Here is a 24,877-nt window from a genome sequence, read left to right on the forward strand (position 1 = left end):
TATATGCGGTCTTTCGTCCCTCTATAAGGGATGAAGGGCCGTTTTTTCGTATATTCCCAATTTTAAATATCCGGCTAAATAAAACACAGAAAGGAAGAATTGTCCTCATGAAACAGGCAATTGAAAACATCCGCAACCTTGCACACGAGGCGTTGGAAAGCTCGCAGAGCCTCAAGGAGATCGACGAGATCCGGGTGCGCTTTCTCGGGAAAAAGGGGGAGCTGACTAACATCCTGAAACAGATGGGCTCCCTCTCGGCCGAGGAGCGGCCGGTGATCGGCCAGCTGGCCAACGAAATCCGCGCCAAGATCGAAACCGAGATCACCTCCCGCATCTCCCAGCTTAAGGAACAGGAGCTGGAGCGCCGTCTGCGCGAGGAGCGCCTGGACGTCACCCTGCCCAGCACCCGCCATCCGCTGGGCAAGCAGCACCCCATCAACCAGGTGCTCGACGAGGTGAAGGACATCTTCCTCGGAATGGGCTTCTCGATCACCGAGGGCCCCGAGGTGGAGACCGACTACTACAACTTCGAGGCGCTCAACCTCCCGAAGGACCACCCGGCGCGGGACACCCAGGACACCTTCTATATTTCTGACAATATCCTGCTGCGCACCCAGACCTCCCCGGTGCAGATTCGGGTGATGGAGCAGCAAAAGCCCCCCGTGCGGGTGATCGCGCCCGGCCGGGTCTTCCGCTCGGACGCGGTGGACGCCACCCACTCCCCCATCTTTCACCAGATCGAGGGCCTGGTGGTGGACAAAGGGGTCACCATGGCCGACCTCAAGGGGACCTTGGAAATCTTCGTCAAGGAGCTTTACGGCCCCGAGACGGTGGTGCGCTTTCGGCCCCACCACTTCCCGTTCACCGAGCCCTCCGCCGAGATGGACATCATGTGCTTCGAGTGCCAGGGCAAGGGGTGCAGCCTGTGCAAGGGCGAGGGCTGGATCGAAATCCTCGGCTGCGGCATGGTCCATCCGAAGGTGCTGCAAAACGTCGGGATCGACCCGGACGAGTACAGCGGCTTCGCCTTCGGGATGGGGCTCGAACGGATCGTGATGCGCCGTTACAACATCAAGGACCTGCGCCTGTTCTATGAAAACGACGTGCGGTTCCTCGGGCAGTTCTAGTCTAAAGATAAGGAAAGGAAGAACGAACATGAATTTATCGATGAAGTGGCTTTCCGATTATGTGAAAATAGACGCGCCGATCCACGATTTCTGCGAAGCGATGACCATGTCCGGCTCCAAGGTCGAGGGCTATACCGTCGAAGGCAGCGAGATTTCCAGGGTCGTCGTGGGCAAGGTCCTCTCGGTCGAAAAGCATCCGAATGCCGATTCGCTGGTGGTCTGTATGCTCGACGTGGCCCAGGAGCAGCCCATCCAGATCGTGACGGGCGCCGACAATGTCGTGCCCGGCGCCCTGGTGCCGGTCGCGCTCGACGGCTCCACCCTGCCCCACGGTGTCAAAATCCGCAAGGGCAAGCTGCGCGGCGAGCTCTCCAACGGCATGATGTGCTCGCTGCCCGAGCTGGCGCTGACCCTGCACGACTTCCCCTACGGCACAGAAGAGGGCATTTTCCTGCTGGGCGAGGACTGCGAGGGCAAGCCGGGGGACGACATCCGTCCGGTGATCGGCCTCGACGACACCTGCGTCGAGTTCGAGATCACCTCCAACCGTCCGGACTGCCTGTCGGTGCTGGGACTTGCCAGAGAGGCCGCCGCGACCTACAAGGTGCCCTTCGTGGCCCCGCAGCCGAAGGTGCAGAAGGAAACGGACGACATCAAAAACCTTCTCAGCGTCGAAGTGCAAAGCCCGGAGCTCTGCCCCCGCTACGTGGCGCGCATGGTCAAGAATGTCAAGATCGGGCCCTCCCCGCGCTGGATGCGCGAGCGGCTGCGCGCAAGCGGCGTGCGTCCGATCAACAACATCGTGGACATCACCAACTACGTCATGCTCGAATACGGCCAGCCGATGCATGCCTTCGATTACAAGTACGTCAAGGACGGCAAGATCATCGCGCGTAACGCCCGCCCCGGCGAGACGCTGACCACCCTGGACGGGATCGAACGCAAGCTGGACGAGCAGATGCTGGTCATCGCCGACAGCGAAAAGCCCTCGGCCGTCGCCGGCGTGATGGGCGGCGAGTACAGCGGGATCGCAGACGACACCGAGATGATCGTCTTCGAGTCCGCCTGCTTCAAGGGCAGCTCGATCCGCACCACCTCCAAAAAGCTGGGGCTGCGCACCGAAAGCTCCTCCCGGTTCGAGAAGGGGCTCGACCCCGAGACCTGTATCCCGGCCGTACAGCGCGCCTGCGAGCTGGTCGAGCTGCTGGGCGCCGGAGAGGTCGTCGGGGGAATGATCGACGTGGACAACGCCGACCACACGCCGCGCACTCTGCCGCTGACCCCCGAGTGGATCAACGAGTTCCTCGGAATCGAGATTCCCACCGGCGAGATGGAAAACATCCTGCGCGCCATCGACTTCAAGGTGGAAAACGGTGTCATCACCGTCCCCTCCTTCCGGGCCGACATCGAGACCAAAGCGGACGTGGCCGAGGAAATCGCGCGTTTTTATGGGTATAATAATATTCCGACCACCACGCTGCGCGGCAGCGCGCAGGGCCACCTCACCGAGCGTCAGAAGTTTGAGGGCGTCGTCTCCCGCACCCTGCTCGCCCAGGGGCTCAGCGAAATCATCACCTATTCCTTCATCAGCCCGAAGTATTACGACAAGATCTGCCTGCCGGCACAGTGCAAAGAGCGCGATTCTTTGAAGATCCTCAACCCCCTGGGCGAGGACACCAGTGTCATGCGCACCACCACCCTGCCCTCGATGCTCGAGACCCTCTCGCGCAACTACAACAATCGCAACCAGTCCGCGCTCCTCTTCGAGATCGGCACCGAGTACACCCCCACCGGCGACGATCAGCTTCCGGTCGAAAAGAAGCAGATCACCCTGGGGTGCTACCAGGACGGCTACGACTTCTTCGCCATCAAGGGCGCCGTCGAAACGTTGCTGGAGGCGCTGGACGTCAAGGATTACGATTTCGTCCAGAAGGAGGACGATCCCTCCTTCCATCCCGGGCGCTGCGCCGAAATCCTGGTCGGCGGGCAGGTCTGCGGCGTGATCGGCGAGGTGCATCCCCGCGTCTGCCTCAACTATGAGATCGGCACCCGGGTCTATGCGGCCAAGCTGGACGTGGACCTGCTGTACGAAAACCGCGACCACGAAAAAACCTTCGTGCCGCTGCCCAAGTTCCCCGCCTCCAGCCGCGACCTCGCGCTGATCTGTGACGAGGGCATGCCGGTGGCGACGCTGGAAAAGACGATCCGCGCCTCGGTCGGAGGCGTTTTGGAGAGTGTGAAGCTCTTCGACGTCTACCAGGGCGCCCAGATCGAAAAGGGCAAGAAGAGCGTGGCCTACTCCATCTCGATGCGCGCGCAGGACCGCACCCTCACCGACGAGGAAGCCGACGCTGCCGTCAAGCGCACCCTCAAGGCGCTCTCCCAGCTGGGCGTCACTTTACGCGCATAAGCTCCCAGGGCTTGTTCACAGAACGTTTACTTGAAAAAAACGCTGATTTGATGTATCCTAACACTGTGAGGTGATGGTCATGCATGAGCCAACCATATCGTTTTCCATCCATGAGGACAAGGAAAAACAGGTCAAGGAAATCCTGACCACCGTATACGATGCCCTGCGGCAAAAGGGATACAATCCGATCAACCAGATTGTGGGATACATCCTCTCCGAGGATCCGACCTATATCACGACCTATAATAATGCGCGCAGCCTGATCCGGCGGATCGACCGGGACGAGCTGCTGCAGCTTCTGGTCAAATCCTATCTCGACGATTAACAGACAGAAGGGCTCTCCGTTCAGGAGAGCCCTTCTTTTGAGCCGGATAAGTGGTTGTAATATTTCCCATACTATGATATAATAATAACTTAGGCATACACCTATCCGCAATCACGGATCGTTTGGAATAACAGGAGGTCGGTATCAATGGCACAAACCAAAGAGAAATCGCAGATGATGACGTATAAAGGCAAGCCGCTGGTGCGCTGCGGGAACACCATCTACTATGGCAGCATGGCGGACCGGTACGTGGCGCTGCTTCAAGTCCTCTCCACCACCGAATTGGACGGCGTGCAGATGGCGGGCAGCGTTTCGGTGCAGCTCCTCTCCACCAACCCCAACCACGGCCCGAAGGAGCGGATCGTCAAAAAGACCGAAAAAAACGGGCTCTATAACGCGCTCAATATCGCCTCCATCTGGCTGGCCCGGTATCTCGAAGAGAAATAATGGATATTTAAAGAGGACCGCAGGGAATTCCCCGCGGTCCTCTTTTTTTGTATTTCCTATTGCGGCTGCGCTTCACCGGACTGCGGCTCTTCCGGATCCCCCGCCGCTTCGTCCGGGGCGCAGTCGAACTCCTTGGTCGGCTGCGGCTGCGGTGCCGCCTGCTGGTAACGGTGTCCATACTCGATCAAATACCGCGCGTAGAGCGCGCAGGAGCTCATATAATAGGGCGCGACATAAAAGAACGGCACGATCAACACACAGGCGAGAAACCATCCCAAAAAGGTCAGATCGAAGAAGAACAGCTCGGTCTTGCGTCCCCGCATAAAATATACAGATTGTTTAATGGCCTGCCGTGCCGTACACTCCCCACCGCTGTAAAGATACCGCGCCAGGAAATAGCGCTTGAGGAAAATCCAGGAAAAGATCGCGCTGACGATCAGGAGTACCACCCCGGCGATCAGGAGCATCGATCCCACCAGGGTAGCGGCCGGACCGCCCATGGCTTTCCCAAATTCCCCGGTGACCAGGAAGGACCCCAACCCCACGATCACGACGGGGACCAGCGTAAAGAGGAAGGTATAAAGAAAGGAGCGGAGCGTAAGATTGAGCTCCAGCCAGAAGGAACCAAAATACTGCCGGAAGCTGGAGAAGAACTCGAACAGGTCGAACACGTCGCTCCCCTCCTGCCCCATCAGCCGATAGAACCAGCGGGCCGCGCCGACCATCAGGGGGGAAAAGAGGATCAGCTGAAGCAGCAGCGAAGCGCCCACCACCGCGGGCGAGGAGACGTAGCCCCAACCCCGCAGAATACCCGGCAGCGCCAGCGTGGAGGAGAGCAGCTCGATTACCGTGTTGGCCATCATCACGAGGACGATGTAGAGCAGCACAATGCAAAAGAGGATAATTGTGACGGTCAGCGTCTTGACAAAATTCTGGGAGACCGCTTTCTTGGCGTTGGACTTAATCTTGCTACGGACACTCATTGTGAATCACTTCCTATGTTTGTTCGGAAAACGGTACCGTGTTTATTTTTCGAGCGCGCGGCGCACTTCGTTGGCGACAAAGTCGCCCAGCTCCCCGGTGGTGGCGGTTTCCAACCCGGTGCGGGTGCCGAACACCTCGGTAATGTAACCGCCCAGGCTGTGTGCGGGCTCCTCCTCGGCCGGCATCAGGTCGGGAGTGCGCAGGACGCTGAGCGATTCCTCGACCGCCGCCTCGATCACCTTGGCGTGCATGGTCATCTGGAAGGTGTGCTTGAGCATCATGGCCACCGACAGAATGGTCGCCAAGGGGTTTGCGATCCCCTTGCCCGCGATATCCGGCGCCGAGCCGTGGATCGGCTCATAGAGCCCGAAGCCCGAGCCGCCCAGGCTCGCGGAGGGCAGCATACCGATCGAGCCGGTCAGCATGGCCGCCTCGTCCGAGAGGATGTCACCGAAGAGGTTTCCAGTGACGATAACGTCGAACTGGCCGGGATTGTTGACCAACTGCATCGAAGCGTTGTCCACATAAAGGTTACTCAATTCGATGTCCGGATATTCCTTTGCACCGATCCGGGCGACCACCGAACGGAAGAGCTGCGAGGTCTCAAGCACGTTCGCCTTGTCCACACAGGTCACCTTGCGGTGGCGCTTGGCCGCCGCGTCGAAGGCCGCGCGGGCGATCCGCTCGATCTCGTGCTCGCTGTAGCGCATTTCATCATAGGAGGACTGCTCACCGTTAATCTGCTCGCTGCCCTTCTTGCCGAAGTAGATCCCTCCCGTAAGCTCGCGCACCACCAGCAGGTCCACGCCCGACTGGACGATACTGTCCTTTAAGGGAGAATTGGAGCAGAGCTCGGGGAATATGCGCGCCGGGCGCAGGTTTGCGAAGAGCCCCAGCTCGGAACGGATCCGCAGAAGCCCCTTTTCCGGGCGCTTGTCGGTCGGCAGGGCATCCCATTTCGGGCCGCCCACCGCGCCCAGGAGCACCGCGTCCGAAGATTTGCAGCTGTCGATGGTCTCCTGCGGCAGCGGGTCGCCGGTCTTGTCGATCGCGACACCGCCGATGAGCTGCTCGTCGAGCGTCAGGTTGATGTTTTCGCATTCGCAGACCACCTTGAGGACCTTGATTGCCTCATCGACAATTTCCGGCCCGATCCCGTCGCCCTTGAGCACTGTGATTTTCATATCCATTTTCTCTTCCTCCTACTATGTATCCTTCACTATAATGCCATCTTCACATTGCCGGTTGGTGATGAAAATGAGACCAACCTGTGAATATTTTCTAACAATCTAATATTCGATTCCCGCGCGGGCCGTGATCCCCTTTTGATAGGGGTGCTTGACAGCCTGCATATCGCTGATGTAGTCGGCAAGCTCGCAGAGTTTTTGCCCGGGGTTCCGGCCGGTGAGCACCGCTTCGGTGGTGGGGGAACGGCTTTCCAGCGCCCGCAAGAGCTCCTCCTCGCCGATGATCCCGTGCCCCACCGCGTCGAGCACCTCGTCGAGCGCCACCAGCCCGTATTCCCCGCTCTGCAGCGCACGCTCCGCGCGCTCGAACAGGGCGCGGCAGGAACGGCAGCACTCGCTGTACTCCTCCTCATTCATCGACTTGATGAACTTCTTGACCGGGTCGGTGCGCTCCACCTGGATCCCGAGCCGGCGCAGCGGCTCCACCTCGGCGGAGGGCTGTCCCTTTAGGAACTGGGCGAAGAGCACCTGCCGTCCGGTGCCGCGCATGCGTACGCACAGCCCGACCGCGGCCGTGGTCTTCCCCTTCCCGCTTCCGATATAAAGATGAATCAGGCCCTTTTTTTCGTTCATGCCTTCTCCCCCGGCTTTGTAAAGCGCAGCGTATCCATCTGCACCTCGTCCTGGCTGAGCCCGTAGGGCAGCGGCGCATAGACCTCAAAGGCGCGGTCGCGCATCCAGAACTGCGGCGTCATCAGGATGGTGTAGCCCTTGCCGTTGTCCACCGCCCATTGGGAGATCTCGCACTTGGGCAGCCCCATGCCGTAAAGCAGGTTCATAATGACGCCGCCGTGGGTGATTAGCGCCACCGAGCCGAGCTGCTCGTCCATCATCTTTTTGAAGAGCCGGCTGATTCCCACGCTGATCCGCTTGGTCAGATCCAGGCCGCTCTCGCCGCCGGGCGGAGGATTTTGCATCCCGCTTTCCAGCCATTTGGAAAAATGCTCGTCGTGCTGCAGCTCTTCGATCCCCTTCCCCTCAAACGCGCCAAAGTCCAGCTCGACGAAATCCTCCCATTTCTCGGTGTAGAGATCGGGATAAAGGATGTCCGCCGTCTGCAAACAGCGCTTCAGGGGGCTGCTCACCACCATCTGGGCAGAGGGATACTCATATTTGTTTTTGAGTTTTTTGAGCTCTTCTATGCCCTCTTCACAGAGTGGAAGATCGGTGCGCCCGATGTATTTTCCCCCGACATTTCCCTTTGTCAGGCCGTGACGGATCAAATGTATCTTATAAGTTAACAAAAAATCACCTATCTATTAACATATTTCGACCAAAATTCTTGAGATTCCCAAAGAAGCACTTTACAAACCGTCCGCCCTGTAATATAATCGGATATACGCAGAGTAAATTTTTATTGCTGAGCACGGTGAAGCAATAAAATGGCCTTGGCCGTAGACCGGCCATCAGGATTGTAAGAAACAGCCTGCGGCTGTTTCTTACAGCGGCAGACCGCCCTCAGGGAATGAGGGCTTCTTTTCGCCATAAAGACACCCGGGCTCCGGGCGGCGGCATTTCGTTGGATGGGGGTAGCGTTTCGCTATGAACACCGATTTCCCGAGGGTATTGACTCTGATCCGCAAGGAACGGGGCATTTCCCAAAAACAGGCGGCGGCAGATCTGGGGATTTCCCAGGCGCTGCTCTCGCACTATGAAAAAGGAATACGGGAGTGCGGGCTTCTTTTCCTCTCCCGCTGCGCCGACTATTACCAGGTGTCCTGCGACTACCTGCTCGGGCGCTCCCCCGACCGGACTGGAACCCAGCTCACCGTCGAGGACATCCCCGAGCCGGACAGCGCCGGAAAGGAGAATACCTGGGGCTCGTCCAAGGCGGGAATCCTGCCGGTGCTCAATAAAAAGCTGATCGCCAACTCCCTCAATATCCTCTTTGACCTGCTGGACAAGTCAAAGAACAAGCAGCTCATCACCGAGGTTTCATCCTTTTTGATGTTGGCCGTTTACCGGATGTTTAGGGTGGTCCATTCCGCCAACCCGAAAAACCAATCGGCCATGTTCTCGATCCCCAAGCCCCTGGCCACCCACTTTGCAGACGCCTCGATGCAGATGTGCGAGGCGCGGGCCTCGGCCATCGCCAGCGGGGACACGGTGGACAGCCTCGAAGCGATCAGGGATACCGAGCCGCTCTACATGACCACCGAGAACATCGCCAAGGAATACCCGCTCTTCTCCTCTTCCCTGCTCAACCTGATCCAGAACTCGGAAAAGAAGATCGGCTACAAGGCTTCCAAGCGATAAACTACTGTTAACCATCATACCATTTTTAAGGGAAAAAATAAAGATCATCTTGTGATTTTTCTGAAAGCGCGCACGGTATAGATCGTGCGCGCTTTTCTCAACCTGTAATTATACGGCGGAGCAGGGTTTTCATTTGACATTGGGAGGCTGTTGTTATAAGATAGAAACTGTATGATTATGGCCTGAAAAAGGCTGGAAAGGAGAAGGCAGATGAGACGTATAACCGCTTTGGCCCTATCCCTTCTCATACTTCTGCTCTCCTCCTGCTCCTTCATCCAGCCGACCATCGAAGAGCTGATGAAGCCGCCCAAGCTCTCACAGCAGCAGATGGAGGTGGACGCCGCCCTCAAGGCGGCGCTGGGCACCAATTCGATCAAGCTCAAATATCCCCTTTCGGGCGATTACCGCTCGGCCTACGTCTTTTATGACATTGACTCGGACGGCGTGGAAGAGGCGATCGTTTTCTACCAGCCCTCGCTGGACGAGTCCGGCACGCGGATCAACATCCTGGATTATCAGGAGGGCGCCTGGACCTCGGTCTATGACGTGCCGGGCGAGGACAGCGCAGAGGTGGATTACATCTCCTTTGAGAACATCGTCTCCAAGGTTTATAAAAACATCATCATCGGCTGGCAGCCGCAAAACTCCAAGGACAAGCTGATTTCGATCTACGCCTATGAGGATCAGGAGCTGCGGGATGTCTTCGATGACAAATACAACCTTTCGGTGGTCCAGGACTACAACGGCGATGGCCTGATGGACCTGCTGCTGATCTCCTTGCGGCGCAGCACCGTCTCCCTGGTTACCAGACGGGAGGATGCCATCCGCTCGGTGGACCGCATCGACATCAGCCAGGACATCCGGGAGGTGGTCCAGGTGCTCAGCGGCAGGCTCGCCGACGGCAGGCAAGCCGTTTACCTGGACGTCTATCTCGACGGGGCGAACTACGCCACCGAAATCATCGCGGTGGAGGACGACGCCCTCGTCCCGCTCATCGACATCTCCAAGGTTTACAGCTCGGTGGAGGACGAGGCGAGCGAGGAGGAGCTGCTCAACTTCGAGCGCACCCAGCGGTATGAGCGGATTTTAAGCCAGGACGTCAACGGCGACGGGATTATCGACGTGCCCTCCAGCGCCCCCATGCTCGGCTATGAGGAGCTGGATGAGAGCGAGCAAATGTTCCTGACCACCTACAGCGACCTGCGCGGCGGGGTCTTGGAGCCGGTCATACAGGCCAGCGTCAACGTCGAGGCCGGGTACCTGCTGCGCTTCCCCGATGAGTGGCTGGACAGCGTGAGTGTGGTGGCCGAAACCGAGGTCAACCAGTGGCGCTACATCAAATTTTTGGGTACGCTCAACGACCGTTCGTCCGAGCTGCTGCGGATCAGTCGGGTGTCTAAGAACGACTATCAGGACCGGTTCGAGACCGACCCGGTTTCCCTGGCCCAGAAGGGCATCTATCAATACCTCGGGTATCTCCCGCTGGCGGGAGACCGGGAGCTTTCCATCACCAGAACAGAGCTGCAGCAGATGTTCTCGCTGCTATGAAAGGTAGGTAGCTAGCGCTATGAAAAAGATTTTGGTAGTAGAAGACGAGGATACCATCCGCGAGTTTGTGGTCATCAACCTGCAGCGCGCCGGCTATGAGGTGACCGACGTGCCCAACGGCGAAGAGGCGCTGAAAGTTTTCGAGGAGCGCAGCGGCGATTTCGATGTGGCGCTGCTGGACATCATGATGCCCGGGATCAACGGCTTCGAGGTCTGCAAGGAAATCCGCAAGAAGAGCAGCTCGATCGGGATCATCCTCCTCTCGGCCAAGAGTCAGGAGATGGACAAGGTCAGCGGCCTGATGATGGGGGCGGACGACTATGTCACCAAGCCCTTCAGCCCCTCCGAACTGGTCGCGCGCGTGGACGCCATCCACCGCCGGGTGACCATGTCCAAGGACCGCGAGGAGGACAGCGAGGTGCTCTCCTCCGGGCCGTTCGTCTTGAACCTCAAGAGCCGCAGCCTCAAGAAGAGCGGCAGGGACATCGACCTGACCCAGGTGGAATTCCAGATCATGGAATTTTTCCTCAGAAACCCCGAGGTCGCCCTCGAGCGACAGGAGATCCTCAACAAGGTCTGGGGCGAGAACTATTTCGGAGACATCAAGATTGTGGATGTCAACATCCGCCGGCTGCGCATGAAGATTGAGGATCAGCCCTCCGACCCCAAGCACCTGGTCACCGTCTGGGGGCTGGGCTATAAGTGGCTGCCCTGACCCTTTCCCCCGTTCCCCATTGTATGATCCGACTTGGAGGTGAACCGCCTTGGCTGTCAACCGAATTACCAAACGCTGGCTGCTCAACAGCTTCGGCATCATCCTCTTTATCCTGATCGCCATTGTGATTGTCTCCTCGTTCGCGATCCGCACCTACTTTTATAACAGTGTGCAGCAGGAGATCAATTCACGCTCGAACGTTATCTCCACCCTGCTCGAGAACGCCTCGATCGATTCCTCCTCCGATTTTTCGACCGAGGTGCGCAGCATTGTCGAAGACTTCGAGTATAAGAATATCATGGAGCTGATGGCCATCAGCCCGGAGGGCAAGGTGATCATCACCTCGAGCGGTTTTGCGCCTTCGGATGAGCTGTACATGCCCGACTTTAACCTCGCGATGGAATCCAGCGACAGCTACGGCTATTACCGCGGGGTGATCAATTCGGAAAATGTGCTGGCGGTCACCGTCCTTTCCAGTATCGCCTCGGACGAGATCGCGGCCATGCGCTACGTCGTCTCCCTCGAGCTGGTGGACGCGCAGATCGTGATTTATATCGCGGTCATCACCCTCATCTGTGTGGGAATCCTGCTCTTCGTCATCACCACCAGCTCCTACTTCATCAATTCGATCGTGCGCCCGGTGGGCAAGGTGGGCGAGACAGCCCGCAAGATCGCCCAAGGCGACTTCAACGTGCGGCTGAAAAAGCAAAACGACGACGAAATCGGCGATTTGTGCGTGGCCATCAACGACATGGCCGAGGAGCTCAGCCAGTCCGAAAAGATGAAAAACGACTTCATTTCCTCGGTTTCCCATGAGCTGCGCACCCCTCTGACCGCCATCAAGGGCTGGGCGGAGACCCTTTCCACCGATATGGCCCCCGACCCCGGGCTCACCCAGAAGGGGATGCACGTCATCATCAGCGAAACCGAGCGCCTCTCTCAGATGGTGGAGGAGCTGCTTGACTTCTCGAGGATCCAGAGCGGACGCTTCAAGATGGTGATGGCCAAGCTCGACATCATCGCCGAGCTCTCGGATGCGGTGCTGATGTTCACCGAACGGATCAAGCGGGAAAACATGACCCTGCTCTACGACGAACCGGATTACATCGTCATGGTCGAGGGCGACCGCAACCGTCTGCGCCAGGTATTCGTCAATATCATCGACAATGCCATCAAGTATTCCAACGCCGGAGATTCCATCACCATCACGGTGCGCCGCGCGCCCGGGAAGGTGGTTATCGCCGTGGCGGATACCGGCTGCGGGATCAGCGAGCAGGACCTGCCAAAGGTGAAATCAAAGTTTTACAAGGCCAACTCCACCCGGCGCGGGTCCGGGATCGGGCTGGCGGTGGCGGACGAGATCATCGCCCAGCATGGCGGCACGCTGGAGCTGGACAGCGAGGAGTCGGTGGGGACCACCGTTACAATTACGATACCGACCGTTGATAGTCTGTAAATAATTATCGTATATAATAAGAATTTGTCTGAAACGATAGATTCGGGAAGGTTTGGTGCAATTTTGGAAGAAAAGAGCTGTTTTAGAACCTCGATCGGCGGGCAGGCCGTGATTGAGGGGGTCATGATGCGCAACGACTCCGCAACCACCGGCATCGACAAGTTTTCTCTCGCCGTGCGTAAGTCCGATGGGGAGATCGAGCTCGAGGTATGGGAGAATAGCAAACCGAAACGCTGGTACCGCCGCACCCCCTTTGTGCGGGGTATTTTCAATTTTATCAGCATGCTCCGGGTGGGCTACAAAACGCTGATGCGTTCGGCCGATCTGGCGGGCTTTGAGGAGGAGCCCTCGGCCTTTGAAAAAAGATTGCAGGAGAAGCTCGGGGACAAGTTCTCCACCCTCTTCAACGCTGTCGTGCTGGTACTGGGGCTTCTGCTGGCCGTCGGGCTGTTCATGGTGCTTCCGGCGAGTGTGAGCTACCTGCTCAAAGGGGTGATTCACTCCACCATGCTGCTGACCATCCTCGAAGGGGTGCTCAAGATTGCCATCTTTATCTGCTACCTCGCGGCGGTCTCCCACATGCAGGAGATCAAACGGGTCTTTCAGTACCACGGCGCCGAGCATAAAACGATCTTTTGCTATGAGCACGGCGAGGAGCTGACGGTGGAGAACGTCAAAAAGTATCCCCGTTTCCATCCTCGGTGCGGTACCAGCTTTCTCCTCATCGTGCTGGTCCTCTCGATCATCGTCTTCTCGGTGATTACCTGGAACAGCCTTCCGGTACGCATCGCGCTCAAGCTCCTGCTGCTGCCGGTGGTGGTGGGCATCTCCTATGAGGTGATCAAATTTGCCGGCCGGCATGACAACCTCTTTACCCGGATTATTTCAAAGCCCGGCCTCTGGCTGCAGCGCTTCACCACCAACGAGCCGGACGACAGCCAGATCGAGGTGGGGATCGCCGCCATGAAGGCGGTCATCCCCGAAAGCCGCGCCGATGCCGAGTATTAAAGAGCTGATCGACGAGGGCTCCGCGCTTTTGGCGCAAAGCGGCGTGGACTCCCCCCGCTTTGACGCGACTCAGCTTCTGCTGCATTGTCTTGGGGTCGACTCCCCCGCTGAGCTGTTCCTCGCTCCCCCGCCCTCGCCGGAACAGCAGGCGCGCTACTGCGCGCTGTTGCGCCGGCGCGCCGGGCGCGAGCCGCTGCAGTATCTGCTGGGCTTCTGGGAGTTCTATGGGCGGCGCTTCCATGTCCGGGAGGGAGTGCTCATCCCCCGCCCGGATACCGAGCTGCTCATCGACCTTTCACTGCAATTTTTCCCGCCAGGCGCCGCGCCGCAAATCCTCGATTTGTGCAGCGGCAGCGGCGCGATTGCCGTCACCCTCGCACTGGAGCGCCCGGACGCCACGGTGGACGCGCTCGAACTCTCAACCGACGCGCTGGAGGTGCTTCGGGAGAACATCGCCCTGTACGGCGCGCCGGTGGGGGTGATCGGGGACGACGTCATTACCTATCATCCCTCCCATCCCTACGATATGATCGTCTCGAACCCCCCTTATATCTCCGGGCAGGAATATGCGCTTCTCCAGCCCGAGGTGCTCTGCGAGCCCAGGATGGCCTTGCTCGCGCCGCAGGACGGGATGTACTTTTATGAGGCGATTATCCGCCGCTACCGGGAATGCCTAAAGCCGGGCGGCCGGCTGTTGCTGGAAGCCGGAAGCACGCAGGCGCAAAGGATCGCCGCCCTGCTCTGGCAAAACGGCTATGAAGAAATTGAAATCCACCGGGACCTCGCTAAAATCGAACGAGCCGTCTGTGCAATATGGAATTCTTAAGAAAGGCAGACCCTGTTAAGTGGTTTCACTTAACAAGGTCTGCCTTTGGCCTTATGATACCATTTTCAGCGGGAAATACAGGTGATCGTGCCGATAAAACTGCCGTCCGTCTTTTGATAGCTCTCCAGCGAAATGTCCCGAAAGCGGCTGACGCTGTCCAGCGCCTGGGAGAACTGTACGAGCTGCTCTTCTTTTTGGGCGGTACAGTGAACCAGCAGGTTGCGCCCGGAAAACTCAAATTGGGTGATCTCCACCTTGGGCGGCAGAATGGAGATGATCTCGAAGAAGGTGGAGGCGTCGTCCTCCCGGGGGAAGAACTCAAAGCGGATCACCGCATCCGCCAGCGCGGATACATAATGCGAGGCGATGGCGTGCGTCTCTTCGTCCGAAATCATCTTGACCACCAGGCCCCGGTCCTCCACAGCGCGGTTGAAGAGCTCGATCCGGTAGTTCTTCTGCAGCTGCAAGCACCAATTCCCGAGCCCTGTGCCGCAGAGATAAAAGGCCAGCGCCAATGTCAGCGCCAACAACGTCGAAGCGGCGGCGCGCAGGACCGAATCCGGTTGCAGTTTACTCAGCTTTTGCATATCGCGCTCCCCTTTTTCCTAAAATCCGAGGTACTCCTCCAAAGTAATTCCCCGCTCCATGATCTCCTTTGCGTGCTCCCTCCCGACATACCGGTAGTGCCAGGGCTCGTAGGTGATCCCGGTCACAGCCTCCTTGTCCTCGGGATAGCGCAGGATGAAGCCAAAATCCGCCGCATTTTCGATCAGCCAGCGGTAGGCGGGATAACGGCTGAAGGACGTGTTGAGGTACCCGCCGTAATCCTCGTAGTATTCGTTGTCCACCACATCCAGCGCGAGGCCGGTGTTATGCTCGCTGGTACCGGGCGGCGCGATCCAGCGCTGCGCCTCGCGCACCGCCTCCTCGTATTCCAGACCGCTTTCTAGCAGCGCCTCCACCTTTCCCGTAAAGAGCTCCTCGCTGCGCGCGAAGGAGCGGTAGGTCGAGATCAGCCGCAGCTCGATTCCATCCTGCCAGGCGGCGCCGAGCATATCCTCCAAATCCTTGGCGGCGCGCTCGTCAAAGAGGAAGTCTTCCTCCACTTCCTGCAGCTGTACCGGATACTCCTCACTGAGCGGATGCTCCCGGCTGACCAACACCAGACGCCAGTCCTCCTCTTGGGGCGTGACGGCCGCCTCCGAAGATGACAAGGGCGGCTCTTCCTCCAGAGGCTCCTCTTTTGAGGAAGGCTGCGCCTCCTGCGACGATTCGTTCGCTTCCTCTGGATTCCCCTGCCAAATCTTAGAAAAAGTGGGGCTCATCAGCAGCAAAGCCGCCGCAATCAGGAGCACCACCAGCCCGACAAGCCAGATTTTTTTCATACATGCATTCCCAACTGTAACATAAGCTATCCGCTGTCACAATCAAAAGCTGTCGGAAGTATGTAAAAAAATCCAGCTGGGAGACTTAGAGCTCCCCGCTCAGGCAGAGGATGGCGGCCAGGGCCGCCAGAGGCGCCGTCTCGCAGCGCAGAATCCGGCTGCCGAGCGAGAGTTCCTGCGCGCCCGCCTGCTTTAAAAGCTCGGCCTCCCCGGGATCAAAGCCCCCCTCGCTCCCCACAATGACGGCGAGCTTCTTTACCCCGTCGAGCTTCATGGAGCCGAGGAGCCGCTGGGCCTGCTCGTAAAACAGGAAGGTTTGTGAAAAGCCCTCCATCCGTACCAAAAGATTGTCGAGGGTGATAAGCTCCCCCACCTGCGGGACGATCCCCCGCCCGCACTGCTTGGCCGCTTCAAGGGCAATTTTCGCATAGCGCTGCCGCTTTTTTTCAAACCCCTTCTGATCCGGCCGGGCCACGCAGCGCCGGGTGAGCAGCGGCACGATCTCCGTAGTGCCGAGCTCGACCGCCTTTTGCACGATGGTGTCCATCTTCTCTCCCTTGCACAGCGCCTGGAAGAGGGTTATCTTAATTTTAGGCTCCCCCGGCGATGGTAAGCTGCCGGACAGGCGCACCGTCACCAATTCGGGCGTGATCTGCTCAAGCGTTCCGGGGTAGTCGGTGCCCTCCCCGTCGCAGACCGTCAGCTCCTCGCCGCGGCGCATGCGCAGTGAGAGAGCAATATGCGAGGCGTCCGGCCCCTCGATCTGAGCCAAATCCCCGGTGATAGTATGGGTAAAAAATCTGGGCATAAATCCTCCCAAAAGAAAATTACAAATTAGAGGCGCACCAGCAGCGCGATCCAGTCGCTGTCCTCCAGCCGCCGCTGCACGTGTAGCCCCTCGCGCGCCAGCGCCTGCTGCACGTCCTCCTCGCGCGGGGCAATGATCCCCGACAAAAGCAGCGCGCCATGGGGTTTCATGCACGCCTTCAAGGTTCCGAGCATGGCGATGATCACGTCCGCCACGATATTGGCGCACACGATCTCATACTGCCGCGCACAGACCTTTTCACGCAGGGAGCCGCTCCGGTTGACGTCGCCGCAGAAGGTCTGCACCCGGTCTAAAACCCGGTTCTGGGCAAAGTTTTCCCGGGCAATGCGCACCGAATTCTCATCAATATCCACCGCCGTGACCCCCTTTGCCCCCAGCAGCGCCGCCGCGATCCCCAGTATCCCACTGCCGCAGCCCATGTCCAGGACCTCTTCCCCGCCGCGCACCACCTCCTCGAGCAGCTCGAGGCAAAGGCGGGTGGTGTAGTGCGTCCCGGTGCCGAAGCTGGCGGAGGGGTCGATCTCCAGGACTTTGCGCCCCTCTGCCAGCTGCAGGGGAAGCTCCTCCCAGGTCGGTTTGATCACAAGGCCTTTCCCGACCGGGATGGGCTTAAAGTACTGTTTCCAGTTGTTGGCCCAGTCCTCCTCGTTGACGTTCTGCGTGCTCACCGCCAAACGTCCGTAGGCACCGGGCGCATCCTCACGGCGCATCCGGTCCATTTCCTGGGAAATCAGGGTATACATCTCGCTGCCCTGTGCGTTATCGGGCAGATAGACGGTAAGGTTTGTTTCACATTCGCGCAGGTAGTCGAGGCTCTCGTCCACATAATCCCAATAGGGGGTCTCGGCCTCCAAAAAGTCGCTGAAATCCTGCGAATCTTCAACCACAATCCCGCTCACCCCGATCCCGAGCAGGACTCCGGTCACCGGCTCGATCCCCTCATGGGTGGTGTATATCTTCGTTTCAATCCAGTCCATATCCGCTCCCCTGCCGCAGAATCTGCGGCCTGCGCGCTTTTGGCGGCGCGCGGCGCCAAATTTTCAGTTGCTGAATAGTAAAAAATAGCTTTTTTAATAGAGCCCGACCCGCGCAGGCGTGTCGGAATGCATAAAAGTATCGGTGGAATAGGCAAAGAGCACCTCGTCGTAGCTGCCAAAATCCTGCTCGCTGAGCTGCTGCGGCGTGATCTGCCCCAGATCGATCAGGGTGACCTGCTGATAGCCGCAGGCGAGAAAAGGCAGGACGGAGAGCATCTGCTTATCCCCAAAGACCAACAGGCTTTTCTGGGCACGCTGCTTCTGGCGGATGTCCACCACCGGGGACAACCCGCCGAGAAAGACGTCCATCGGCCGGCCAAGCGCCAACAGATGCTCGGGGTACAGGGTCTCATACCGCCGCGTTTTTTCAGAGTAATGGGTGACGGTGAACTCCTTTCCCCCGCCCGAATAGGGGTAGATGCTCAGCACATCGGGATCGACGTTTTTACATTCCACCCGGTCGTAAAGCTCCCCGTAGTATTCGCCGAGATACTTGATCTCGAAGCGGTCCAGGCTCAGCGGCGCGTTGCCCATCCGTCTGGTCAGCATATCGTAGACCAGGTACCCGCCCTGCGGGGTGAGCAGGGATTCGGTGTTGTAATAGATATACTGGTCACTGTGCTCGAACAGGGTGGAATAGACATCCACACAGGAGAGCTTCCCGGCAAAATTGTTGTAGACATTTTCAATGAACCGCTTCTGATTATAGATGTCCGCAAATTTGGGAATCTCACTTTGCAGCACCGCGCTGGCGGTTGGGATCAGCATGGCATAGGACGGACGGCCCAGCCGGTCGGTAAAATCGAGGATGGCGTCCATATTCTTCTGCACGGTCTTGCTGTTGGGCGGCTGGACGTTTTCGATCAGACGGCTGCCGGTGATGAAGACGTTGTCCTGCTCGCGTTCCCCGAGCAGGTAGCGCAGGTTGATCTTGGCCGCCTTGAGGGTGCGCGCGAGCGGCACCGCCTTTTTGAGATACCCCTCGGTCGTGGCGAGCAACCCGTCGATCGAAGAGGGCGCCGCCTCCCCCTGCGGGAGAAAGGCAATCCCCAGAAGGTTGCCGCGCACCACACAGGAGACAGAAAGCGTGATCAGGATCAAAAGCATCATAACGGCGGATATTCGCTTGGAGACCATAGGCGTCACCCCCTATCTAAAAAACTGTAATCAGATGATAAACATGACCGAGACCACCAGCAGCCCGACGTTAAAGAATACGGACAGGATGTTGGCGGCCGCAGGCGCTCTTCTTTTGAGCAGGGCGCTCAGCTTGGGCAGCAGCGCGAAACTGAGCACCAGCCCGAGCAACAACACCCAATAGCTTTGCGAGAGGATATAGACGATCTTGTCATTCACCAGGCGCTCCTGGTGAAAGCTGAATAGGTTTTTCAGCAGCTGCCAGCTCCCGGCCGGGGTCCCCTTGGCAGGCAGGCAAAAGGAAACAAGCAGCGCCGCATAGGTGTAAACACGCCCGAAAACGGCGGGCAGACGGCGCAGCAGGCGGCCGTAGAGATACCGCTCCCCCAGCATGAATAAAGCCAGCACGCCGCCGAAGAGCAGCAGATTGGGCGAAAAGGAAAACCATACGCCGAAGAGCAGCATGTAAAGCAGGGTGTTGAAGCAATCGGACACCACACCGTACCGCCCGCCCCCCAGCGGCCGGTAGACATACCGCCGCAGGTACTCCACCAGGGTGGTATTAAAATGATTGACGAATTCCCGCACCGAACTGCTGTGCAGGGGGTAAGAAAAATTGCGCGGCAGCTTAAAGCAAAAAATCTGCCCCAGTCCCCTGGCCACATCGCAGTAGGCGCTCAGGGTAAAATAGATTCCCAGCACGAGGGAGAGCAGCAAAAGCCAGGAGGACAGGGTGGTCGCGCTCGCGCGCGAGGCGTCCACCTGCGCGACCTTGCGGTAGGTTAGCAGCAGATTATCCGCCAGAACGACCTTCTTGGCGATCCCCTGGATGAGCAGCACCAGCCCGGTCGAAATGGAGGAGAGGGAGAGCTGCTTTTTCCTCAGCTGCGGGCGGATGAGGGAATACTTGACATACGGCCCGACGAAGATCTTGCCGAAAAAGCAGTTGTAGAGCAGGAAATTGCACAGGCTGCGCTCATAGGGCACCTCGCCCCGGTATAAATCCACCACATACCCGGTCGCCGAAAGGGTATAAACCAATATCCCCACCGGCATGGAATAGCCCTCCAGCTGGCTGCGCACCATGCAGAACAAAATCAGTGAAACCGATTTGAGGACCGATAAAAACAGGGCCGTGCGCGTGACCCTGCTATTTCCCTGGTGGTAACGGATCAGCGAGGCCATCATGTAATCGAAGACCACCGAGGCCGCCATCACCAGAAGCTCCAGCGGGCCCAGTGCCGCATAGAACAGCAGGGACAGCCCCAGCAGGGTATAATTTTTGAAGCGGTTCGGGGTGCCGTAATAGAGCAGCAGACCCGCCGGCAGAAAGACCAGCAGGAACGTCATGCTGAAAAATGTCACGGCCTTCCCTCCTCAATCCAGTTCCTTCAAAATTTCTTTCAGTTCCCCGGCAGTGTACTGCGCCCCCAGCACCCCAACCATCGAGTTTGGCGCCATATTTTCCGGCAGCCCGAGCCGGTGCAGCAGCTTTCTGCGTTTTGCCGCGCTGTCCATCCCGCCGGAGAGCCCGAGCTCATACAGGTCGAGCTTGGTGAGCCTCTCCCCTTCCTGCACCGCCTGCTCTTCGTCCTCGAAGAGCACACCCGCGCGGCGCAGCACGTCGATCAGCACGCCGGCGTCGATCCCCTCCACCCCGAGCTTGCCCTCCTTGGAGGGAACGGCCTTGCGCTTCTCCTTGCCATAGACGTCGGGGATATAGGCGTTGATGATCCGCTCCTGCGGGATTGCTCCCTTGAGATAACTGCGGATCCGGAAGCCCGCCACGTCTGAGTCGGTCAGGATAATGATCCCCTTTTCCTTCGCCAGGGTGCGGATCATTTCAAGGCGCTTGTGGTCACGGAAGATGTCGAACCCCCCGGTCGTGATGATCACCCCGTCCAGGAAGGAGGCGAGCTTGCTCTTGTCGTATCTCCCCTCCACGATCAGCGGGCGGTCGAGTTTGAGGCGTTTCACCGGCCCGCCTCCTTCGGCGGATTTTTTAAAAATAGGGCCGTCACCGTCTGCTCGAGCACCGTACGCCCGTCGCATTGGGAGGATTTAAGGCGGATATCCGCCCTGGACAGGGTCTCGAGCGCATGATCAAGGTACCAGTCGGAGAGCTTCCTTTGGTCCCGCAGAGCGTTGTCAATCGCGAAGGTGCGCTTGCCGTAGCCAAAGTCGGCGGCGATCTCGGAGGAGCGTTTGCCCTCCTGTGTGGCGATCCGCGCCCGGTAGAGGTCGACAAAATTTTGCGACAGGGTGCCCAGGATGCTTTCGGTCGGATAGCGCAGATAACATAGGTCGCCCAAGATTTTCATCGCCAGGTCGTAGTCATCCCGCAGGATGGCCCGCGAGAGCCCGTAGATGTTGTCCTCCGCCTTCTGGACCGTCAGCAGCCCGACGTCCTCCGGGGTGATCTCGCCCTCCCAATTCTTATAAGCGCAGAGCTTTTGTACCTCGCTTTTGAGCGCCATGATATCCCGGCCGCAGGAGGCGAGCAGCTGCTTTGCCGCCGCCGGGACGATCGTACATCCGCCCTGCTGCGCCTCGCTTTTAATCAGCTTCTGCAAATCCCCCTCGGTGCGCTCCTTGAGATGGAGCACGCTGCCCAGCTTGTCAAAAAGTTTAATCACCTTTTTGGATTTTTCGTCCCGTTTGTCGTCAAAGCAGCCGCTCTTCTCCAAAAATACGACCCGGCAGTCCTCATAAACCTGACCCAGCAGCCCCTCGAGCTGTTTATAAAGCTCGGCGCCAAAGCCCTTGGGGTCCACGTTGTATACCAATACGGTGCGCCAATCGGCCATCATGGGCGGGGCCGACAGCACATCCGAAAGGCCCTGCAAATCCAGCTGCTCAAAATCAAAGCGGAAGTCGTTGAAGGAGGAAAACGCCTCGTTCGCACTCTTGGTCAGCCTAGAACAAACCTGCTGCTTGAGATATTCCTCGCTGCCGTAGATCAGCGCCGGACAGCGCAGGCTCTTATCCTTGATCGCCTGTGCGATGGCCCGCTCCTCCTGATAAATCACGCCTGCTTCCCCTCCTGCTTCTTTCTCATCGTATAGGTGGTAACGCTGTCGCCGTCGTAGGCGATCTTCATCTTGGGATTGACCACCCGTTCCTTGACGAGCGTCCAGCCCCGGATAATGCCCTGCGTACCGTAATCGTTATTCATTATAACACAGTTTTGGTTGGTTTTTAAGAGTTTTGCACCGTTGACATCGATTTCGCACGCACAGCCGCAGGAACAGGGGATCAGATTGAGCTTGACCCCGCCGAGCAAACGGATGGTCCCCTCCCCGTTGACCATGAGCGTTTCGGCTCCACGCGCGTACTTTAACAGGTGCTCGGTAAACTGCCCCGAGGTGGGCATCGCCACCAGCCGCGCCGGCGTCTCCTGCAGGACGCCGATTGCCCCAATGGCGGCGTCGTTATCCATACTGGTGCTGACCGCCGCTTCCAGCTCATTGATCCCCCTCGCACGCAGATAGGAGCTGATGGCCCGGCCGCCATAGGCCGACTGGGGAAAGCCGACCATCGCTGCCTTCCCGTCGCTGATCACCAGAACGCTGTCCACATCGGCGAAGGAAACGATATCCACCGTACCCCGGCGCAGCAGCCAGGCCGAGGTGACCCCAAAGACGAGTACTGCCGCCGCAAGCACGGTGCAAAGCCGCTTGGTGCGCTTCGAGGCGCCGAGGGCCACCAGCAGGATCGCCACAATATAGAAAATCACCAGCAAAAATTGCAGGAAGTCGTACCGCACCGGCATGGTCGAAAATGGGAGCGAGGCGAAGAAATGGGTCAGCAGCAGGATCATGCGCACCAGCAGCGCAGTGAAGGCCGAGATGGTTTGGGCGATGAAGCCGAGCAGCGGCAGCGCGCCGAACAGCAGTGCGAGGGCCTGGCACCAGAGCAGCAGCATCGCTAGCGGCATAACGAGGGTGGAAGCGATTGGCGCGATCAGCGAAAAGGAATCGAAGTAGTAGAGCATGACCGGCAGCGTAAAGACGTAGGCAGCGAGCGATACGCAAAACGCGTGGACGACCAGCCGGGTGAAGCGGGACTCCACATCCGCTTTTTCCTTTTTGCCCTCCCCTTCCTCCGCATATCCGAGCCTTTTCAGGAAGAATCCACTCAGGCGCGGGGCAAGCAGGATGATCCCCACCGTGGCGGCAAAGGAGAGCAAAAAGCTGATGTTGAGCGCACTGTAGGGATTGATGAAGCAGATGAGCAGCATGGCAAATCCCAGGGCATTGAGCGCGTCGTACCGTTTGCTGAAAATCTGGGCGAACAGGCAGAGGAACATCATCAGCCCGGCGCGCAGCACCGAAGAGCTGAAACCGCAGACCGCCATAAAGAGCAGCAAAAATGGCATGCAAAGGAAGCTGGCAAGCTTGCGGCGCAGCTTCATCGCCCGGAATATCCCGCCCAGCAGCGCGCAGAACAGGGAAACGTGGAAGCCGGAGACGGCCATCAGATGGACCAGGCCGGAATCTTTAAAATCCAGCTCGACCGTCCGGTCCAGATAGCTCTTGTCCCCAATCATCATGGCGTTGACGACGCTCGCCTCCTGGGAGGGCAGCAGCTTGCGGTTCTGGGCGGTCAGGTATTCCCGCAGCGCACTGACATAGTATCCCACCGTCCTGGGCGCCTGATCCCGGTCGACCGCTTCGATTTTCCCGTGGAAGGTGCCGAAGAGCAGAAGGCGGTCCGCCAGATAGCGGTAGCGGTATTTCCCCTCCAGCTTTGGGTTGTAAAGCGAGACGTAGCCCCTGAGGACGTCGTTCACATCGGCCGAAAGAGATATAAAGCTATATACCATTACATTTGCCTTGACCGGTTTCGCGCTGTCCTGGAGCGGGATCACCGCTTCCAGGCGGTAACGCGAATTGCCCGAACCATGCTCAATTTCGGTCACCCGGCCCTCGAGATAGACGGTCTTATCCGCCAAATCCGAAACCGGACGCAGCCACATGTTATTCTGCAACAAAACGACAGCCGCCGCCACGGCCCCCGTAAAGAGGACCGCAGCGACGGCGGCTCTGTGCTTTTTGACCACCAGCAGGGAGAGGCCGCCCGCGAGAAGCAGCACGATCCCCACCGAGAAGGCAAAGTTATCTCCGAAGACGAGGGCGGCCGCACTGGACAAAAAGAAGGATAGCCCAATTACAAACAGCGGTCGCTTCATATGTTGTCACTCCTATTTGTCGTCGGTAAACAGAGGGAGCGGAGCCAGGAAAAGGATATCCTCGCGCTCGCTGGCCTCCCCTTCGGCCAGGACGGCGGCCTTGCCGGCCACGGTGCCTCCGGCGATCTCGACCAGCCCCTCGAGCGATTCGAGCGAACGGCCGGTGCTGATCACGTCGTCCACGATCAGAACCTGTTTGCCCTTGAGGTAGCCCAGCGCGTCCGCGTCCAGATACATCTTCTGGGGAGCGGCGGTGGTGATGGACTTGACGTTGACTTCAATGGGGTCGCGCATATAGAGCTTGACGCTTTTGCGCGCGAGGATGTATTGCTTCCCCGACTGGCGGGACATTTCATAGGCCAGCGGGATCCCCTTGCTTTCGGCGGTGAGCAGCACGTCGAACGCGGGAGCCTTCTTTAAGAGCTCCTCAGCGCAGCGCACCGTCATCTCCACATCCGAAAACATGATGAACGCCGCGATATAGAGCCCGTCGTTCACCTTGCAGATCGGAAGCTCCCTTGTCAGTCCCGCAACTTGCAGAGTATATGTTTTTGGCATAGCCCATTCTCCTTTAACGTTAGTTTGAAGCCCTCAGCAATCAGCCTGGCGGCCAGGCAAGGCGCCGTTTGGCCAGCACATGGAAGTGCAGATGCCCCACCGTCTGCCCGCCGTCGTCCCCGCAGTTGTTGACGATCCTATAGCCGTTGTCGAGGTCGAGGTGCTTGGCGATCTTGACGATCACCTCGAAGATGTGGGAGACGATCGAGCTGTTCGAGTTATCAAGCTCGTTGGTGCTGCCGATGTGCTCCTTGGGGATCACCAAAAAGTGCACCGGCGCCTGGGGGGCCGCGTCGTAGAAGGCGAGCACCCGCTCATCCTCATAGATGCGGTTGGAAGGGATCTCCCCCGCAGCTATCTTGCAGAAAATGCAGTCGTCCATATTGTCCTC

General features: G+C 58.5%; 25 protein-coding genes and 1 other annotated feature (1 of these 26 cut by a window edge). Of the genes, 10 read left to right on the forward strand and 15 right to left on the reverse strand.

What is annotated here, in order from left to right:
• Window positions 1–24: a binding site (T-box leader), on the forward strand (it extends 237 nt beyond the left edge of the window).
• Between the two features lie 83 nt (window positions 25–107).
• The 4 genes from pheS to B5477_RS08695 all read left to right on the forward strand — a co-directional run bounded on the left by pheS (window position 108) and on the right by B5477_RS08695 (window position 4,309).
• Window positions 108–1,127 carry a phenylalanine--tRNA ligase subunit alpha gene (gene pheS, locus B5477_RS08680; RefSeq protein ID WP_079699325.1) on the forward strand — a complete coding sequence of 340 codons (1,020 nt, stop codon included), beginning with the start codon at window positions 108–110 and terminating at the stop codon, window positions 1,125–1,127.
• A 28-nt stretch (window positions 1,128–1,155) separates the two neighbouring features.
• Window positions 1,156–3,537: a phenylalanine--tRNA ligase subunit beta gene (pheT, locus tag B5477_RS08685; protein WP_079699326.1), complete on the forward strand. Its 2,382-nt coding sequence runs from the start codon at window positions 1,156–1,158 to the stop codon at window positions 3,535–3,537.
• A 79-nt stretch (window positions 3,538–3,616) separates the two neighbouring features.
• Window positions 3,617–3,862 carry an IreB family regulatory phosphoprotein gene (locus tag B5477_RS08690; RefSeq protein ID WP_079699327.1) on the forward strand — a complete coding sequence of 82 codons (246 nt, stop codon included), beginning with the start codon at window positions 3,617–3,619 and terminating at the stop codon, window positions 3,860–3,862.
• 147 nt (window positions 3,863–4,009) lie between these two features.
• Window positions 4,010–4,309 (forward strand): hypothetical protein, encoded by a 300-nt coding sequence (locus tag B5477_RS08695; protein ID WP_079699328.1) that lies wholly within the window; start codon window positions 4,010–4,012, stop codon window positions 4,307–4,309.
• Between the two features lie 56 nt (window positions 4,310–4,365).
• Here B5477_RS08695 and B5477_RS08700 read toward each other — a convergent pair whose 3' ends face one another.
• The 4 genes from B5477_RS08700 to B5477_RS08715 form a co-directional block, all read right to left on the reverse strand.
• The gene (locus B5477_RS08700; protein ID WP_079699329.1) at window positions 4,366–5,292 is read right to left on the reverse strand and encodes a DUF975 family protein; all 927 of its coding nucleotides are present in this window, start codon (window positions 5,290–5,292) and stop codon (window positions 4,366–4,368) included.
• A gap of 42 nt (window positions 5,293–5,334) precedes the next feature.
• Window positions 5,335–6,483: a 3-isopropylmalate dehydrogenase gene (gene leuB, locus B5477_RS08705; protein ID WP_079699330.1), complete on the reverse strand. Its 1,149-nt coding sequence runs from the start codon at window positions 6,481–6,483 to the stop codon at window positions 5,335–5,337.
• Window positions 6,484–6,582: 99 nt separating this feature from the next.
• A complete protein-coding gene (locus B5477_RS08710; protein WP_200806043.1) occupies window positions 6,583–7,113 on the reverse strand; it encodes a cob(I)yrinic acid a,c-diamide adenosyltransferase in 531 nt (176 codons plus the stop codon).
• Window positions 7,110–7,763, reverse strand: coding sequence for a histidine phosphatase family protein (locus B5477_RS08715; RefSeq protein WP_242942159.1), 654 nt, complete (start codon window positions 7,761–7,763; stop codon window positions 7,110–7,112). Before B5477_RS08715 ends, B5477_RS08710 begins: the two co-directional genes overlap by 4 nt.
• Window positions 7,764–8,082: 319 nt before the next feature.
• Between B5477_RS08715 and B5477_RS08720 the strand changes: the two genes are divergently transcribed.
• From B5477_RS08720 to prmC, 6 genes are all read left to right on the forward strand, one after another.
• Window positions 8,083–8,796: a helix-turn-helix domain-containing protein gene (locus B5477_RS08720; RefSeq protein ID WP_079699332.1), complete on the forward strand. Its 714-nt coding sequence runs from the start codon at window positions 8,083–8,085 to the stop codon at window positions 8,794–8,796.
• A 210-nt stretch (window positions 8,797–9,006) separates the two neighbouring features.
• A complete protein-coding gene (locus B5477_RS08725; protein WP_143533575.1) occupies window positions 9,007–10,344 on the forward strand; it encodes a hypothetical protein in 1,338 nt (445 codons plus the stop codon).
• 19 nt (window positions 10,345–10,363) lie between these two features.
• On the forward strand, window positions 10,364–11,059 hold the full coding sequence (locus tag B5477_RS08730; RefSeq protein WP_079699334.1) for a response regulator transcription factor: 696 nt from the start codon (window positions 10,364–10,366) through the stop codon (window positions 11,057–11,059).
• Between the two features lie 49 nt (window positions 11,060–11,108).
• Entirely contained in the window at window positions 11,109–12,515 is a 1,407-nt protein-coding gene (locus tag B5477_RS08735) for a sensor histidine kinase (protein WP_079699335.1), read from the forward strand.
• 63 nt (window positions 12,516–12,578) lie between these two features.
• Window positions 12,579–13,523 (forward strand): DUF1385 domain-containing protein, encoded by a 945-nt coding sequence (locus B5477_RS08740; protein WP_341455992.1) that lies wholly within the window; start codon window positions 12,579–12,581, stop codon window positions 13,521–13,523.
• Window positions 13,510–14,349 carry a peptide chain release factor N(5)-glutamine methyltransferase gene (gene prmC / locus B5477_RS08745; protein ID WP_079699336.1) on the forward strand — a complete coding sequence of 280 codons (840 nt, stop codon included), beginning with the start codon at window positions 13,510–13,512 and terminating at the stop codon, window positions 14,347–14,349. The genes B5477_RS08740 and prmC overlap by 14 nt, the downstream gene beginning before the upstream one ends.
• A gap of 65 nt (window positions 14,350–14,414) precedes the next feature.
• On the opposite strand, the gene B5477_RS08750 is transcribed toward prmC, so the two are convergent.
• The 11 genes from B5477_RS08750 to B5477_RS08800 all read right to left on the reverse strand — a co-directional run bounded on the left by B5477_RS08750 (window position 14,415) and on the right by B5477_RS08800 (window position 24,868).
• Window positions 14,415–14,936, reverse strand: a complete 522-nt coding sequence (locus B5477_RS08750) for a PilN domain-containing protein (protein ID WP_079699337.1) — start codon at window positions 14,934–14,936, stop codon at window positions 14,415–14,417.
• Between the two features lie 18 nt (window positions 14,937–14,954).
• Window positions 14,955–15,734, reverse strand: a complete 780-nt coding sequence (locus tag B5477_RS08755) for a M15 family metallopeptidase (RefSeq protein WP_079699338.1) — start codon at window positions 15,732–15,734, stop codon at window positions 14,955–14,957.
• A gap of 85 nt (window positions 15,735–15,819) precedes the next feature.
• Window positions 15,820–16,542, reverse strand: coding sequence for a 16S rRNA (uracil(1498)-N(3))-methyltransferase (locus tag B5477_RS08760; RefSeq protein ID WP_079699339.1), 723 nt, complete (start codon window positions 16,540–16,542; stop codon window positions 15,820–15,822).
• Between the two features lie 26 nt (window positions 16,543–16,568).
• The gene (gene prmA, locus B5477_RS08765) at window positions 16,569–17,540 is read right to left on the reverse strand and encodes a 50S ribosomal protein L11 methyltransferase (protein WP_079699340.1); all 972 of its coding nucleotides are present in this window, start codon (window positions 17,538–17,540) and stop codon (window positions 16,569–16,571) included.
• Between the two features lie 93 nt (window positions 17,541–17,633).
• Entirely contained in the window at window positions 17,634–18,737 is a 1,104-nt protein-coding gene (locus tag B5477_RS08770; protein WP_079699341.1) for a DHHW family protein, read from the reverse strand.
• Between the two features lie 30 nt (window positions 18,738–18,767).
• Window positions 18,768–20,102, reverse strand: a complete 1,335-nt coding sequence (locus B5477_RS08775; protein ID WP_079699342.1) for an MBOAT family O-acyltransferase — start codon at window positions 20,100–20,102, stop codon at window positions 18,768–18,770.
• Window positions 20,103–20,114: 12 nt separating this feature from the next.
• Window positions 20,115–20,714, reverse strand: a complete 600-nt coding sequence (locus tag B5477_RS08780) for a ribonuclease M5 (RefSeq protein WP_242942160.1) — start codon at window positions 20,712–20,714, stop codon at window positions 20,115–20,117.
• Window positions 20,711–21,766 carry a DNA polymerase III subunit delta gene (gene holA, locus B5477_RS08785; protein ID WP_159448984.1) on the reverse strand — a complete coding sequence of 352 codons (1,056 nt, stop codon included), beginning with the start codon at window positions 21,764–21,766 and terminating at the stop codon, window positions 20,711–20,713. The genes B5477_RS08780 and holA overlap by 4 nt, the downstream gene beginning before the upstream one ends.
• On the reverse strand, window positions 21,763–23,928 hold the full coding sequence (locus tag B5477_RS08790; protein ID WP_079699345.1) for a ComEC/Rec2 family competence protein: 2,166 nt from the start codon (window positions 23,926–23,928) through the stop codon (window positions 21,763–21,765). Before B5477_RS08790 ends, holA begins: the two co-directional genes overlap by 4 nt.
• 12 nt (window positions 23,929–23,940) lie before the next feature.
• Window positions 23,941–24,486 (reverse strand): phosphoribosyltransferase family protein, encoded by a 546-nt coding sequence (locus B5477_RS08795; RefSeq protein WP_079699346.1) that lies wholly within the window; start codon window positions 24,484–24,486, stop codon window positions 23,941–23,943.
• Between the two features lie 40 nt (window positions 24,487–24,526).
• The gene (locus B5477_RS08800; protein WP_079699347.1) at window positions 24,527–24,868 is read right to left on the reverse strand and encodes a histidine triad nucleotide-binding protein; all 342 of its coding nucleotides are present in this window, start codon (window positions 24,866–24,868) and stop codon (window positions 24,527–24,529) included.
• Between the last annotated feature and the right edge of the window lie 9 nt (window positions 24,869–24,877).

This window comes from Provencibacterium massiliense, assembly GCF_900169495.1.
Taxonomy (GTDB): Bacteria; Bacillota; Clostridia; order Oscillospirales; family Ruminococcaceae; genus Harryflintia; species Harryflintia acetispora.

Excerpts from the sequence above, each read along its gene's own strand:
- prmA (WP_079699340.1), bottom strand. The coding sequence starts at position 17,540 with ATGGACTGGATTGAAACGAAGATATACACCACCCATGAGGGGATCGAG.
- B5477_RS08720 (WP_079699332.1), top strand. The coding sequence starts at position 8,083 with ATGAACACCGATTTCCCGAGGGTATTGACTCTGATCCGCAAGGAACGG.
- pheT (WP_079699326.1), top strand. The coding sequence starts at position 1,156 with ATGAATTTATCGATGAAGTGGCTTTCCGATTATGTGAAAATAGACGCG.
- leuB (WP_079699330.1), bottom strand. The coding sequence starts at position 6,483 with ATGGATATGAAAATCACAGTGCTCAAGGGCGACGGGATCGGGCCGGAA.
- B5477_RS08790 (WP_079699345.1), bottom strand. The coding sequence starts at position 23,928 with ATGAAGCGACCGCTGTTTGTAATTGGGCTATCCTTCTTTTTGTCCAGT.
- B5477_RS08730 (WP_079699334.1), top strand. The coding sequence starts at position 10,364 with ATGAAAAAGATTTTGGTAGTAGAAGACGAGGATACCATCCGCGAGTTT.
- B5477_RS08710 (WP_200806043.1), bottom strand. The coding sequence starts at position 7,113 with ATGAACGAAAAAAAGGGCCTGATTCATCTTTATATCGGAAGCGGGAAG.
- pheS (WP_079699325.1), top strand. The coding sequence starts at position 108 with ATGAAACAGGCAATTGAAAACATCCGCAACCTTGCACACGAGGCGTTG.
- B5477_RS08800 (WP_079699347.1), bottom strand. The coding sequence starts at position 24,868 with ATGGACGACTGCATTTTCTGCAAGATAGCTGCGGGGGAGATCCCTTCC.
- B5477_RS08770 (WP_079699341.1), bottom strand. The coding sequence starts at position 18,737 with ATGGTCTCCAAGCGAATATCCGCCGTTATGATGCTTTTGATCCTGATC.
- B5477_RS08695 (WP_079699328.1), top strand. The coding sequence starts at position 4,010 with ATGGCACAAACCAAAGAGAAATCGCAGATGATGACGTATAAAGGCAAG.
- B5477_RS08700 (WP_079699329.1), bottom strand. The coding sequence starts at position 5,292 with ATGAGTGTCCGTAGCAAGATTAAGTCCAACGCCAAGAAAGCGGTCTCC.
- B5477_RS08795 (WP_079699346.1), bottom strand. The coding sequence starts at position 24,486 with ATGCCAAAAACATATACTCTGCAAGTTGCGGGACTGACAAGGGAGCTT.
- B5477_RS08750 (WP_079699337.1), bottom strand. The coding sequence starts at position 14,936 with ATGCAAAAGCTGAGTAAACTGCAACCGGATTCGGTCCTGCGCGCCGCC.
- B5477_RS08755 (WP_079699338.1), bottom strand. The coding sequence starts at position 15,734 with ATGAAAAAAATCTGGCTTGTCGGGCTGGTGGTGCTCCTGATTGCGGCG.
- B5477_RS08725 (WP_143533575.1), top strand. The coding sequence starts at position 9,007 with ATGAGACGTATAACCGCTTTGGCCCTATCCCTTCTCATACTTCTGCTC.
- B5477_RS08690 (WP_079699327.1), top strand. The coding sequence starts at position 3,617 with ATGCATGAGCCAACCATATCGTTTTCCATCCATGAGGACAAGGAAAAA.
- prmC (WP_079699336.1), top strand. The coding sequence starts at position 13,510 with ATGCCGAGTATTAAAGAGCTGATCGACGAGGGCTCCGCGCTTTTGGCG.
- B5477_RS08760 (WP_079699339.1), bottom strand. The coding sequence starts at position 16,542 with ATGCCCAGATTTTTTACCCATACTATCACCGGGGATTTGGCTCAGATC.